This is a genomic window from Marinimicrobium sp. UBA4509 (genome assembly GCF_002388575.1).
GTDB classification, from domain to species: Bacteria; Pseudomonadota; Gammaproteobacteria; order Pseudomonadales; family Cellvibrionaceae; genus Marinimicrobium; species Marinimicrobium koreense.
Genome location: NZ_DGMV01000011.1, coordinates 22,362 through 35,262, shown reverse-complemented (window position 1 = coordinate 35,262; position 12,901 = coordinate 22,362). Strand labels below are relative to the sequence as shown.

Genomic DNA, 12,901 nt, shown 5'->3' with positions numbered 1-12,901 from the left:
CCAGGCCCCGGTCTCTGGCCGCCATGAACGACACCCGCATCAAAGCCGTATTTTTCGATCTGTCCGGTGTTCTGTACGAGGGTGATCGGCGAATCGACGGCGCCATTGAGGCCGTCGCGGCGGCCAGAGACCGGGGCCTGGTACTGCGGTTTGTCACCAACACCGCCACCAAGTCACGTGAACAGTTACTGGAGAAGCTGCAACAACTGGGCTTTGATGTGACAGCGCAAGAACTCTTCACCGCCCCCGATGCGGCCCTGGCCTACGTGCGGGAACACCAGTTGACCCCCTACGCGCTGGTCCACCCCAGCATCAAGGCCCTGTTCGGGCCCCTGGGCGACCGCGAACCCGACTGCGTGGTGCTGGGCGATGCGCGGGACGAGTTGAACTACCGTAACCTCAACCAGGCGTTTCGCATCGCACAGGCCCACAAACGGCTGATTGCCATTGGCGAGAACAAATACTTCAACGACGGCGACGCCCTCTGCCTGGATGCCGGCCCCTTCGTCCGGGCGGTCGCCTGGGCGGCCGATGTGGAGCCCGTGGTCATGGGCAAACCCAACCCGGAATTCTTTCACCAGGTAGTGACCTCCACGGGCCTGGAACCGGACCAGTGCCTGATGATAGGCGACGACGTATTTGGGGATGTGGAGGGGGCACTCAAAGCCGGTTTGCAGGCCCGGTTGGTGAAAACCGGAAAATATCAGGCTGGGGACGAGAAGAAATTGAGCCCGGCCGCGATAGTTCTGGATTCTGTAAAAGTATTACCGTCGATGCTATAACGAAGGTATTCGAGTGCGAGTATCAGGAGGCTTGGTGAACAAAAGTGTTACTCAACTATCCGATTTTCTACTTCAACTTGACGGCCTGAAGTCCGTAAACCGCCGAACCTATATCAATGGCGGAGAGCGAGTAGAAAACTCGGCCGAACATTCCTGGCATTTGGCGATGGCGTGTTGGGCGTTCTCAGAATTGTTGCAAGATGATTTTGATGTTTTGACGCTTATCAAGCTGGCGTTGGTTCATGATCTGGGTGAAATTGATGCCGGTGATACGTTTCTTTACAGCGCCAATCGTGACGCTGCCCACCTTGAAGAGCGCAAGTGTGTTGAAAGGATTGCATTCCACCCTGGAAACCCCATCCAGAACTTATTGACCCTGTGGGACGAGCAGGAGTTTGGGCAAAGCAGGGAAGCCAAACTGCTGAAGGTCATCGATCGACTGCTGCCGTTTTTGCACAATATCTCCAGTAACGGGCGAGCATGGCAGGAGAACGGGATTTATAAAAGCCAGGTGTTGGAAATGCATCAGTTTGTTGAACTGGAACAACCGGACATCTATCAGTGGGTGGTTGCAAAGGTAGATTACGCGGTCGAGCAGGGGTGGCTGAAGGAGTCCTGAAACCGCTTATTTTGGCTTTGTATTCGAGGCGGATAAATGCTCTAATAATGGTCATAAGGACCACTACTGACATTCAAGCTCCCGTGCACCTCAGGTATGGAGGTCTCGCCGGGAGACAATAAGAGGACCGAGCTTTGAAAACCCATCGTCTTACGACTACCGCACTGGCTCTCGCCCTGTTTGGCGCCGTGGGCTGTGCTACCGAGCAACAGGCTCCTGATTCCAGCGATACGGCCTCCGCAGCCGGCATCGAGAAGTTCAAGGCCTATACCCAAAAATTCACCGATGACACCGTGATTACCGACAGCCATGCCACTGGCCATGTGGGTGATTTTTTCTTCACTCACTGGAAAGACGGCGGCGCAACCACACTGGCGCTGGAGACCGATGGGTCATTCAAGGTGGAGTGGGAAGGTGGCGGTTATAACTACGTCGGCGGCCCCGGCTGGCACTATGGCGATGAAGATCGGGTGATCGGGTACCGCTTCGATGAGGACAGCGGCGCGAGCTATATCACACTGTACGGCTGGGGCTACGATGAAACCATGCCGAAGGATGATCCGGCCCACCTGGTGGAGTACTATATTCTCCAGCGCTGGACCTACGACCCCAGTCAGGACGGTGAGTACGGGAAGACCTTTGTCAGTAACGGCGTCGAGTACTCTACGTATCGCTCAGTACGCGAGCAGAAGCCGTCGATCAACAATACCTCCACGTTTTACCAGTACTGGAGCAAGCCGACCGAGCAGCGCGAGCTGGGCAAGGACTACGAAATCAACTTCGCCGATCACGTCAAAGCGTGGGCGGATACCGGCTGGATTATTCCGGATATGAATAACTTTGACGCCAGCGATGACCCCACCTATCAGGTCATGGCGGTCGAGGTGTTCAACCCGGCCAATGACGGTGTTGGGTCGGGTCAGGTGTGGGACGCCTCCGACCGGTAGAGGATGCTGGACGCGATGACCCGGGGGGTCGATCAGTGCTGATCAATACCCGCGGGTCAGTCCTTTACTCGGCTCCGCTTTGCTCTCCCCTCTGCTCCCTGATGAAAGTCATTAACTGCTCGACCTGGTCGGACCTCAGTATGCGGTTCAATCGTGATTCCAGAACAATATCGGAATAGACGGTTGTAGCGCTGATCTCTTCCTGTGGCGGCAGGGTTTCGCTCAACTCCTGTAACGCCTCGTCCGCCCTCTTCCGATCTTCCCGGAACTGATTCATTACCTCCATGACGTCGTTACGCCGACGCAGGGTCAGGTCCATCTGTTGGAAAATGTCGTCCAACTGGATGTTTTCGTAGAGGTCGCCGTGATTGTCAGCCAGGGCTTGGGGCAGTGATAGCGCGATGAACAGGGCAGATACGGAGAACAGTGCACGAATCATGACGTTTTTCCTCAGGGCCTGTGGGTGGTTCGGTATCCGAGGAAGCCATTGGCTTCGCCTTAGTTACAGTATTGATCATGGCGCACTGTTTTGGGGCCGGTTATGGTGGATTTATAGACGATTTGGTTTGTGGGCGGTGACTGGTTATTGCGTTTGGGGATTTAGAAAAGGGGGACGGTCGCAGACGGCTATTCTGCGACGATCTCGTTGATCGGTTTACTGGTAGACCCGCACGTAATCGACATACATGCGCTGGGGGAACTGGCTGGTGCCGTCGGGTTCGCCGGGCCAGCTTCCGCCAATGGCAATGTTTAGCAGAAAGAAGAAGGGATGGTCGTACACCCAGTTGCCGTATTGTTCCACCTCCGAACGAGTCACACTGTAGAAGTTGATGTCGTCCACATACCAGTCGATGCCGTTTTCATCCCACTCCACAGCGTATACATGGTAGTTGGCGTCGGCGGACTCGCCCAGGTCGTGGGTGCCGTTGATCGGGGTGTCGCCGGAGTAGCCCGGGCCGTGCAGGGCGCCGTGGGTCAGGTTGGGCTCGAAGCCGACATGTTCCATGATGTCGATTTCGCCATTGTTGGGCCAACCGACCTGGTCAAAGTCATTGCCCATCATCCAGAAGGCAGGCCAGATGCCCTGGGTTTGGGGTAGCTTGATGCGGGCTTCCATGCGCCCGTACTCGAACTCCTGCTTGCCTTTGGAAATCATGCGGGTTGAGGTGTAGCTGCAGTAGCCATACCAGCACTCGTAACCTTGCGGGTTTTCCTGGCGGGCCTCCAGCACCAGTACATTGCTGTCCACTTCGGAGTCGTACTGAATAAAGGCGTTGTCGCCGCCGGTATAGTACTGCAGCTCCTGGTTGCCCCAGCCCCAGCCACCGGTCTCAAAGGTCCAGCTGTTGCTGTCGATAGTGTCGAACTCGTCGCTCCACATGGGCTGAGGGGCTGGATCGGTGCCGTCGCTGCCCGGTTCGAAACGCACCCAATTGAGGTTGAAGTTTCCGCTTTGAACTTTGACCCGCACGGTGTGCTGCCCCGCCGGCAGAGCGATGGGCCAGGAGGTCAGGGTAGTCCAGCTTTGCCAGCCACCGGTATTGCCGACGTTCTGGGTACCAACGATTTCAGAGCCGTTCAGGTCGATGGTGAACTGGCCACCGCCGATGTCCGAGGCGACGCGGGAGCTCACTGTGTAGGTGTCGGCGTCCAGGTTGATGGTGTATTCCAGCCATTCCCCGGCGTCGATCCAGCCGACATTGTAGCCGCCACCGTCGTCGGTACTGGCTTCAATGTCGACATCGCCGCTGCGATAGGCGCCACCCGTGTTGCCTGCCGTGGTGTCGTAGGCGTTGATATAATCTTCGGCCTGCAGTGTTTGCACGCTGCCTGCGCCGCCGCTCTGGCCGTAAATTTCCAGCTCCCAAATGGAATAGCCCCATTCATTACCAGCACTGCGGCTGATGCCGTTCATGCGCACGTAGCGGAAGTTGCCCGCGACATTGATGGTATCCGTTCGGTCTCCGAATGTGCCGCCGGTTTCTGTGGCCAGCGTCGTCCAGTTACCTCCGTCGTTGGAGCCAAGTATCTGGTAAGTGTCCGCGTTAGCCGCTTCCCAGTGAATGACGACGCTGGACAGGGCATACTGTTGTCCGAGGTCGATGGTTATGTGGGACGGGTCAGTCTGCGCCGCTGAAGCCCAACGGGTGTTGGGGTCGCCATCAATAGCGTTGCTGGCCGCGAGATCCTGGGTGCTGGCGGAAGCAGTGGCATTTTGTGCCAGGTTGTCGTTTTGTGCCTGAACGCTGACGCTGATCATGAGTAGCAGTGCGCTGAAAAGCGCGGGAAGGTTTCGATACATCATTATTATCCTCGCTGTGCAAGTGAGTTTTATTGAGATGGCCGTTAAACGGCGCTGTCAGCAAAGCACAGGCGGGTGATGTGGGTATCTCACTTTGGGGTGGGGGCGTAAAGTGGGACGGGAAATGTGGTCAGTTTGTGGGGTGGATCACAGGATGAGGTGCGGTGGATATAGGTGGATGACGCTCCGAAACGTCGGACCGATCCACCCTACAGGTGCTCAGCAGTTGTTGCCGGGTTCGTAGGGTGGATAAGGGACCAAAGGCCCCGTCATCCACCGCTTTCCATCGTTCAGCTTAAAACTCGCTGGTGCAGGTCTCGCCACGGAATGCCTGAGCGACGCCTTCGAGGGCGGGCTTGGCACTCAAGTCGGCGTTGAACAGCAGCGGCCAGACGTCGTCGTAGTCATTACCGGTGGCGTTGGCGAACTGGTTCATCAGCCAGCTTTCGTCATCGGTAAGTCCCCAGACGGTGAAGCCGCCGCGCAGTGCTTCCGGAACAACCTCCAGGTAAACTTCGGCGATTTCACAGAACCGCAGCTTCTGGGCGCCTGCCAGTTCGGCGTCGTAGGTCAGGGTGTCCGGCGCATTGCCACCGTAGGGATTGACCACGGCAACGTCCAGTTCGGTGACTTTCACTTTCAGGTCCATGTCCACCACGTCCTGGAACGCGTTCCGGAAGTTGGTGATGTCCGGGTAGTCCATGTACACATGCATCTGGAAGCCGACGCCATCGATGAGGCCCAGGCCGTCGAGGTGCTCGGCAATTTCCAGGGTCTTCTCCAGGCGACCGGCATTGGCGGTGTTGTCGTAATCGTTGTAGTACAGATCAACGTCCGGCTGGGTATCCCGTGCGGCCTGGTACATCACTTCGATGTACTCGGGCACTTCACCTTCAGCGGGCGGTGCGTAGTTGTAGAACAACGAATGGCGCCATCCGTCTTCCGTATCGGTATCTACCGCTTCGTTGACCACGTCCCAGCTGACCACCACTTCGGGGTCGAAGTGGTTGAGAATGCCTTCGACGTGGGCGGTCAGCATGTCCTGCCACCCTTCGCCGTAATTCCGCATAAAGTTAGGCACCTGATAGTCTGGATGCCAGAGCAGGGCGTGGCCGTGTACGGTCATACCGTTGCTCTGGGCGAAGTTGACCAACTGATCGGCATCATCGAAAGTAAAATTGTCTTCAGTCGGGTGCAGGTAACTCATCTTCATGATGTTGCCAGCGGTGAGCTGGTTGAAGTGAGTGGCGATGACATCCTGGCGTTCAATGGCATCGCTGTGGTTGAAAATACTGTAATTCTCGTTAGCGGCCGATACGGCGACGCCGACGGGGGAGTCGGTGGGCGCTTCCGCATACAGGTTGTAATCAGCGGTCACGCTGAAAACACTGGGTTCGCTACTGCTGCTGGAGCTTTCGCTGCTCGATTCACTGGATGAGGAACTGGAAGAGCTCGAGGAAGAACTTGAAGGCCGGTCGGGAAATTCCAGTTCGGGTCCGCTGTTGCTGCCGCCGCAGGCGGACAGGCCCAGCGCCATCAGGGCGGTGGTGAGCAGAGTAAAGCGGTTTTTCATTGCGATTGACATGGGGTCACCTGATTCGTGTTATTGAATTGTGCGAACCGGGGCTCAGGCCCCGGTTCGTCTTGGTCAATTGCGGTAAAAATGCAGTTTGCCGATTAGCGGTTCAGGTATTCCATCAACCACTGCATGGCGGGGCGTTGCTCACCGTCGCTGGTGATCAGGCCAGTACCTTCACGCCAGGTAGAGCCGACCACATAGCCCCAGAGGGTTATACCGACCACATCGGGATGATTGTAGAAAACCGGGAAGTGTGTCTGCATGCGCTCGAGTTGTGTTTCGTCATCGGTTTCTTCAATGTCGTACTCCGATACGTAGATGGGCAGACCCAGTTCGGCGATGTTGTCAAGATTGTCCTCGATTTCTTGCGCCGTCCAGACTTTTGGCGCATATAGGCCGTGTGCCTGAACGCCCAGCGCGTCCACGTAACCGGATTCCACCAGAGGAGTGATCAAATCGATGATTGCCTGGTTGTCCCAGGTCAGGAAGTTGAAGTCGTTGTAGATAAGAATCGTATCGGGGCAGTGCTCGCGAGCCAGTTTGAAGGACTCGATAATCCATTCTTCGCCAAAGGCGCTTTCTGCGTACCTGGCTGGAGCATGTCCTTCCAGCGCTTCGTTCACAACGTCCATCATCGCGGTATCAGGGTAGCGATCACAGTAGTCACTGATCCACTCTTCGATTTCCGCGCGCTGCTCCTCCGGGCTCAAGTCCGCAATCCAGTTCGGCTGCTGGCTGCCCCAGACCAGAACGTGGCCTTTCACCGGAATGTCGTTGGCACGGGCAAATTCATAGATGGCATCCAGCGGTCCCCAGTTGTACTGATCCCGGGTGCCTTCCACCGAGCCCCACTTGCCTTCATTTTCCGGGGTGATCTGATCCCAGTACTGCATGAAGTCGTCACGGACAGCGCCATTGGTGGTGATGTTGCCGACAAAGGTGACGGACGTGGAGACACTGCTGGAGCTTTCGCTGCTCGATTCACTGGATGAGGAACTGGAAGAACTCGAGGAAGAGCTTGAAGGCCGGTCGGGAAATTCCAGTTCGGGTCCGCTGTTGCTGCCGCCGCAGGCGGACAGGCCCAGCGCCATCAGGGCGGTGGTGAGCAGAGTAAAGCGGTTTTTCATTGCGATTGGCATGGGATCACCTGGTTATGGTTATTGAATCGGTCGGGCTGATCGCTTTATTGGCCCGTTGTAGTCAAATATACCACAAGAGTTCAGGTTGACCAATGGCTGTTGAGTGGACGCACAAAAAAAGGGGCGCAGCCGCGCCCCTCAAGGGTTTCAGCGCAATAATCTGCCTAGGGGGCGCTCACCCCGCAATTTGATAACGCTGTCCATTGCCCATTTTGGTAGCAGGTGTTGCCGCCGGTCATGGTCAGGTCGGCGGTCTGAGCGCCGCCATTGTCGTTGAATACAACATTGAGGTCGGTGAGCTCAGCGCCGGTGTCGTAGCAGTAAAATCCATTGTTGGCTTCCAGTGCGACCCCGGGCCAGTTGCTATCCGCCAATACACCGCTGGGGCTGGCATTCCAGAAGTGCATGTGCGGGTTGCTGTAGCCGTTGGCGTTGTCATAGCAGACGTAGGTGCTCTCGCTGGGCGAGGGGCTCGTCTGAGTGCCGTCGTCGACCGTAAAGCCGCACTGCTCCAGGCTCTGCCAATGGCCGTTGCTGTAGCAACCGTCGCCGGTGTAAGTCAGGTCGGAGGTCTGGGCACCGCCGTTGTCGTTGAACACGATGTTCAGGGAGCTGAGTGCCGCGCCCGGATCAAAGCAATGGTAGTCACCCTGGGCAGTCATGGCTTCGCCGGGCCAGGTCGTGCTGGCCAGGGCGCCGCTGGGGCTCGGGCTCCAGTAGTAGATGTGCGGATTGCTGTAGCCTGTCTGGTTGCTCAGGCAGATGCTGTTGGCGTTGATGGTGTCAGGTTCCGGCTCGGGTTCCGGTTCGGGATCGGTACCCACGCGCGCATCGCGGTGAATGGCGGCGGCGGTCATGCCGTCCAGGCTGACGTCCACCTGACCCTGGGCGTTCACCCAGAGGATTTCGCCGGAGCAGCTACCGCTGTCGAAATCGCCGTCGATCACGTTGCAATACTCACCTTCCTGCAGGTTGGTGCTGAAGGTGCGAGTCAGTTGGTTGCCTTCCCGGTTGATGATGACAAAGCCGGCATCGCCACGCCCGAAGGCAATCTGATTGCTCCCGTTATCCCACCAGTTGTTGACCGGCTGATCGCCAACGGCGGAGCGGAAAGCCACCATGTTGGCGATGGGGCGCCAGCGGTGTTCGCACTTCCAGTCGGAGCCATAGCAGTTCAGGTTCCCGTTGTTGTGCACCGGCGCGCTGGGCGGGCCCGCCTCGCTGTCCGAGAAGTCAAAGCTGGACATGACTTTAGGGTAGCCATAGGGCCAGGCGAGCATGAAGACGTTGCTCAGGTCGTACAGTGAGCCGTCTTTATAGGTCAGCACATTGCTGCCGCCGGCACCGTGGCCGCGCTGATTGTCGTGGTTGTCGGTAAAGACCACCGCGGAGCCGCCGCTGATAAAACCCCAGCTCTCGCCGAAGTTCTGCAGCCAGTTCAGTTGGCCGTTTTTAAATTGATTACCCAGCTCGGCGCTGTACCGGAATTCGGTCACGTCGCCGCCACTCAGGTATTCACCGGCACTGACCGCTTCGCCGCCCAGATCAATCACTTCCTGAAAAATATAGGGGTTGCCATTGAGGCGGCTGGTGATGGCGTTAATGTCCGTCGGGCTCATATGTTTGGACGCATCCAGGCGAAAGCCTTTGACGCCGATGTTGATCAGGTCATTCAGATAGTTGGCCAGGGTTTGCCGGACGTACTCTGCTCCCGTGTCCAGGTCCGGTAGGCCTACCAGCCGACAGTTGCGCACCGCCCAGGCATTGCTCGCGTAATCGCTGCCGCTGATATCGCAGGGTGCGTGGAAGTCGTTGGTGGAAAATTCCGGGTAGCTGGTGCCGTAGGAATAATTGCTGCCGTTGGTGCCTACGCCGGAACCGGCAGCGGTGTGGTTGATCACGGCATCGACATAGATATCCACGCCGGCAGCGTCACAGCGTTGCACCATGTCGATAAATTCAGCGCGGGTGCCACTGCGGCTGTTGTCGATGGTAGAACTCACCGGTTGATAACGGGTCCACCAGGCGTCGCCCTGGATGTGTTCCTGGGGTGGTGATACCTGGATGCCCGCGTAACCTTTCGGGCCCAAGTGCTGTTCACATTCGGTGGCGATGTCGCTCCAGCGCCATTCAAACAAGTGGACGAATGTGTCGCCGGGGGCGGGCTGGGCAAAGGCGCCAGAGATGCTGAATAAAGTAATCGAAAAGGCACCGGCGAGCCAGTGACACAATCGCGGAAGTAAGGGGTTATTGTGGTTTTGCATAAAACCTCCATTCTCGAAATGTCTATTGGTGTTATGTTTTTTTAACTTGCACATTGCGCAAGTTCGGGAGGTTGGGATGACATCAGCGACTGATTATTGTGGTCTGCGTCGCTCGGTTTTCATTGGAAAGCCTTTTGGGTCGCCCGGGCAAGATGAATACGTATGCAGCTTCGGGGCGACCGGATGTAATCGACCTCAATGTGCACTGCATCACGTTGGGTGAATCGTCCGTTTGACGGAGGTCTGCCGGAAGGTAGTGGTTTCGTTTTTACATGTAAAATTTCTGTGGTATCTTTGAGTGATAATTTGCACTCAGGAGTGACCATGGCCAAGCCTTCTACCGCACAGGATTCACCGGGTAGCAGTTCCAATGATGAAACCGAACGCAAGTATCGTGCACCGGCCCTTGAAAAAGGTCTGGATGTGCTCGAATTGTTAGCGCGTGAGGGCGTACCGCTGACGACTTCTCAAATTGCGTCGCAGTTGGGACGTTCGGTGAGTGAGTTATTCCGGATGGTGTTGACGCTGGAGTATCGGGGTTACATCGCCCAGTCTGAAAACGGGGAAGGCTACGAGCTTACCAATCATCTGTTTACTCTGGGCATGGCTCAGGCCCCGACTCGCACCTTGTTGGATGTGGCATTGCCGATCATGAAGGAGTTGGCGCAAGACGTGGGTCAGTCCTGCCATCTGGTGGTTGCCTCGGGTGATCAGGTAGTGGTGGTCGCACGCATTGAAAGCCCCCGGGATCTGGGCTTTGCCGTGCGCCTGGGTTATCGACGCCGGGTCATTGAGGCGGCGTCGGGGCTGTTGCTGTACGGGTTGCGCTCGGAGCAGGAGCGGGCCGCCTGGCGCCCTGCGCTGGAGGCGTCGGACGAACAGGGGCAGCGGATGCCGTCGTTTTTGGCTGAAGCAGAGCAGGCGGCGGCTCAAGGCTATATGTGTCGGGCCAGTGACTTTGTGGACGGAGTAACGGACCTTGCCTGTCCGGTGATGGGGCGGGAAGGCCCGGTCGCCGCACTGACTGTTCCGTTTATTCAGTGCAATCCCTTGCCCTGCACACAAGAAGAAGTGTTGGAGCGGCTGAAAAACGCCACCAATCGAATCAGCGGCCAGCTCGGCGGTGTGTAGAGCTGCCGGCCGCGTATGCCAGGGTAGCTCACGCCCAGAGTTTTCCGTCCACAACCAATTCGCTGACGAGTGCGATATCCTGCTCGGACTGAGCGCTGGCTTTAAGCTCACGGGTTTCCGGTGCAATGTCAGCGCACAGGCATTCAGCCAGTGCACGTGAACAGGAATACTGTTCTCCATCCACATAGAGCGTCGCCTGATCGCCGTCGGTGGAGTAGGCAAAGCGACTGGTCGGGTGACGTTCCAGGTTAGGGACTCCGGTCCAATCCTCTCCGTTTTCCTCCGCGACTTCCGGCTCCAGGTCGGGGTATTTCGGGGTGGTCATATAACGGCCGAACCAATCCTGAATGGCCTCGGGCGTCAGGTGGCTCTGAATCAATGCGTCCAGTGCGTTCAGGGTGTCCGCCGGAATTTCGCCGGGGTTTTCCGCAGGGGCCATTGCCGGGTCCCGGTACCGTTGGTCGTTTGTCAGCCGGCTGGCAATATCCTGGCTCAGCTCGGTAAAGATATCCGCCACGCTCGGAGCGCGAAAGCCGATGGAGTAGGTGATGCAGTCGTCGCCCTCCGCGGTGCCCCAGTGAGCGACACCGGGCGGAATATAGAGCATGTCGCCGGGCTCCAGTACCCAGTCTTCCGTGCCCTCAAAGTCTTGCAGAATATTCAGCGCGGTATCTTCCACCTTGGGACTTTGGCTGTCGCACGTCTGCCCGATGCGCCAGCGCCGCTTGCCGTTTCCCTGTAGCAGGAAGACATCGTAGTAATCGAAATGCGGGCCGACACTGCCCTGATCCACGGCGTAGCTCACCATGATGTCATCCAGCCGCCAGTCGGGCAGGAAACGGAAGTGGTGCAGCAACTCCTGAACCTCCGGTACCCACTGATCCACGGCCTGAACCAGCAGCGTCCAGTGGCTCGGGGGCAGGGCAGCGAAGTCGTCTTCCTCGAAGGGCCCCTGGCGGAGTTCCCAGGGCGTTTTTCCCTTTTCCAATACCAGGCGCGATTCCACCTCGTCTTCCAGTGCCAGGCCGGCAAGTTCGTCGCCGTCCAGAGGCGATTCGAAATCCGGAAAGGCGTTGCGGATCAGCAGCGGTTTTTGTTGCCAGTAGTCGCGCAGGAAAGTTTCGACGGGCATATCGCCCAGGTGGGTCAGGGGCATGGAGGAGACCGTTGTTGTGCAGGGTTGATGGTTGGGTTACGGCGTTTGGTTACGGCGGATGCGGGTTATACCGCTGCGCTCGGCTCCGCCCTACGCAACCTCTGTGCTATACGTAGGGCGGATAAGCGAAGCGCATCCGCCGTTACCTGAACTAAATTTTCTTCGCCTGCGCCTCGGCATTCCCAATGTAATTCCCCGGCGTCAACGCCCGCATGGCAGCCTTGGCGTCTTCGGGAATATCCAGCCCGTCGACAAAATCATTCAACACCTGCTGGTTGATGGTTTGTCCGCGAGTCAGCGCCTTGAGCTTCTCGTAAGGCTCTTCAACGTTATAGCGACGCATGATGGTCTGAATGGGCTCGGCCAGCACTTCCCAGGCGTTGTCCAGGTCCGCTGCCAGGCGAGCGCGGTTGATTTCCAGCTTGCCGATCCCTTTGAGGGTGGAGGCATAAGCGATAAAGCTGTAACCAAAACCCACACCCATATTGCGCAGGGCGGTAGAGTCGGTCAGGTCGCGCTGCCAGCGGGAAATCGGCAGCTTCTGAGCCAGGTGGGTAAACACCGCGTTGGCCAGGCCCAGGTTGCCCTCGGAGTTTTCAAAGTCGATGGGATTGACCTTGTGGGGCATGGTGGAGGAGCCCACTTCACCGGCGATGGTCTTCTGCTTGAAGTAACCCAGGGAAATATAGCCCCAGACGTCCCGGTCGAAATCGATCAGGATGGTGTTGAACCGGGCAATGGCATCGAACAGCTCGGCGATGTAATCGTGGGGTTCGATCTGGGTGGTGTAGGGGTTCCAGGTCAGGCCCAGGCCTTCGACAAAGGTCTGGGCGTTGGCGGCCCAGTCGATGTTCGGGTAGGTGGCCAGGTGGGCGTTGTAGTTGCCCACGGCGCCGTTGATTTTACCCAACAGCTCGACCTGTTCAATCTGCTTGATCTGACGGCGCAGGCGCGCCACGACGTTGGCCATTTCCTTGCCCAC

10 protein-coding genes and 1 pseudogene are annotated in these 12,901 nt (G+C 57.6%); 4 read left to right on the top strand and 7 right to left on the bottom strand.

The features are described from left to right. From B3520_RS01510 to B3520_RS01500, 3 genes are all read left to right on the top strand, one after another. A partial coding sequence (locus tag B3520_RS01510) for a TIGR01458 family HAD-type hydrolase (RefSeq protein WP_349678471.1) occupies positions 1-782 on the top strand: 782 nt, incomplete at its 5' end. A 34-nt stretch (positions 783-816) separates the two neighbouring features. Continuing rightward, positions 817-1,401, top strand: coding sequence for an HD domain-containing protein (locus tag B3520_RS01505; RefSeq protein ID WP_286805278.1), 585 nt, complete (start codon positions 817-819; stop codon positions 1,399-1,401). Between the two features lie 134 nt (positions 1,402-1,535). Next, positions 1,536-2,348 carry a glycoside hydrolase family 11 protein gene (locus B3520_RS01500; protein ID WP_286805280.1) on the top strand — a complete coding sequence of 271 codons (813 nt, stop codon included), beginning with the start codon at positions 1,536-1,538 and terminating at the stop codon, positions 2,346-2,348. 64 nt (positions 2,349-2,412) lie between these two features. On the opposite strand, the gene B3520_RS01495 is transcribed toward B3520_RS01500, so the two are convergent. The 5 genes and pseudogenes from B3520_RS01495 to B3520_RS01475 all read right to left on the bottom strand — a co-directional run bounded on the left by B3520_RS01495 (position 2,413) and on the right by B3520_RS01475 (position 9,632). Further along, positions 2,413-2,787, bottom strand: a complete 375-nt coding sequence (locus tag B3520_RS01495; RefSeq protein WP_286875173.1) for a hypothetical protein — start codon at positions 2,785-2,787, stop codon at positions 2,413-2,415. Between the two features lie 216 nt (positions 2,788-3,003). Continuing rightward, on the bottom strand, positions 3,004-4,653 hold the full coding sequence (locus B3520_RS01490; protein ID WP_286875172.1) for a family 16 glycosylhydrolase: 1,650 nt from the start codon (positions 4,651-4,653) through the stop codon (positions 3,004-3,006). Positions 4,654-4,945: 292 nt separating this feature from the next. Beyond that, the gene (locus B3520_RS01485; RefSeq protein ID WP_286805285.1) at positions 4,946-6,235 is read right to left on the bottom strand and encodes an endo-1,4-beta-xylanase; all 1,290 of its coding nucleotides are present in this window, start codon (positions 6,233-6,235) and stop codon (positions 4,946-4,948) included. A gap of 92 nt (positions 6,236-6,327) precedes the next feature. Further along, a pseudogene (locus B3520_RS01480) lies at positions 6,328-7,251 on the bottom strand (endo-1,4-beta-xylanase); the annotation flags it as partial. Positions 7,252-7,532: 281 nt separating this feature from the next. Beyond that, entirely contained in the window at positions 7,533-9,632 is a 2,100-nt protein-coding gene (locus B3520_RS01475) for a starch-binding protein (protein WP_286805286.1), read from the bottom strand. A gap of 324 nt (positions 9,633-9,956) precedes the next feature. On the opposite strand from B3520_RS01475, the gene B3520_RS01470 reads away from it, so the two are divergent. Beyond that, positions 9,957-10,763: an IclR family transcriptional regulator gene (locus tag B3520_RS01470; protein ID WP_286805288.1), complete on the top strand. Its 807-nt coding sequence runs from the start codon at positions 9,957-9,959 to the stop codon at positions 10,761-10,763. 28 nt (positions 10,764-10,791) lie between these two features. Here the strand turns inward: B3520_RS01470 and B3520_RS01465 are convergent, their stop codons facing one another. Continuing rightward, positions 10,792-11,919 (bottom strand): cupin domain-containing protein, encoded by a 1,128-nt coding sequence (locus B3520_RS01465; RefSeq protein WP_286805289.1) that lies wholly within the window; start codon positions 11,917-11,919, stop codon positions 10,792-10,794. A gap of 151 nt (positions 11,920-12,070) precedes the next feature. Beyond that, the coding region (gene purB / locus B3520_RS01460; RefSeq protein WP_286875170.1) for an adenylosuccinate lyase at positions 12,071-12,901 on the bottom strand (831 nt) is incomplete at its 5' end.

Excerpts from the sequence above, each read along its gene's own strand:
- B3520_RS01495 (WP_286875173.1), bottom strand. The coding sequence starts at position 2,787 with ATGATTCGTGCACTGTTCTCCGTATCTGCCCTGTTCATCGCGCTATCA.
- B3520_RS01490 (WP_286875172.1), bottom strand. The coding sequence starts at position 4,653 with ATGATGTATCGAAACCTTCCCGCGCTTTTCAGCGCACTGCTACTCATG.
- B3520_RS01485 (WP_286805285.1), bottom strand. The coding sequence starts at position 6,235 with ATGTCAATCGCAATGAAAAACCGCTTTACTCTGCTCACCACCGCCCTG.
- B3520_RS01475 (WP_286805286.1), bottom strand. The coding sequence starts at position 9,632 with ATGCAAAACCACAATAACCCCTTACTTCCGCGATTGTGTCACTGGCTC.
- B3520_RS01470 (WP_286805288.1), top strand. The coding sequence starts at position 9,957 with ATGGCCAAGCCTTCTACCGCACAGGATTCACCGGGTAGCAGTTCCAAT.
- B3520_RS01465 (WP_286805289.1), bottom strand. The coding sequence starts at position 11,919 with ATGCCCCTGACCCACCTGGGCGATATGCCCGTCGAAACTTTCCTGCGC.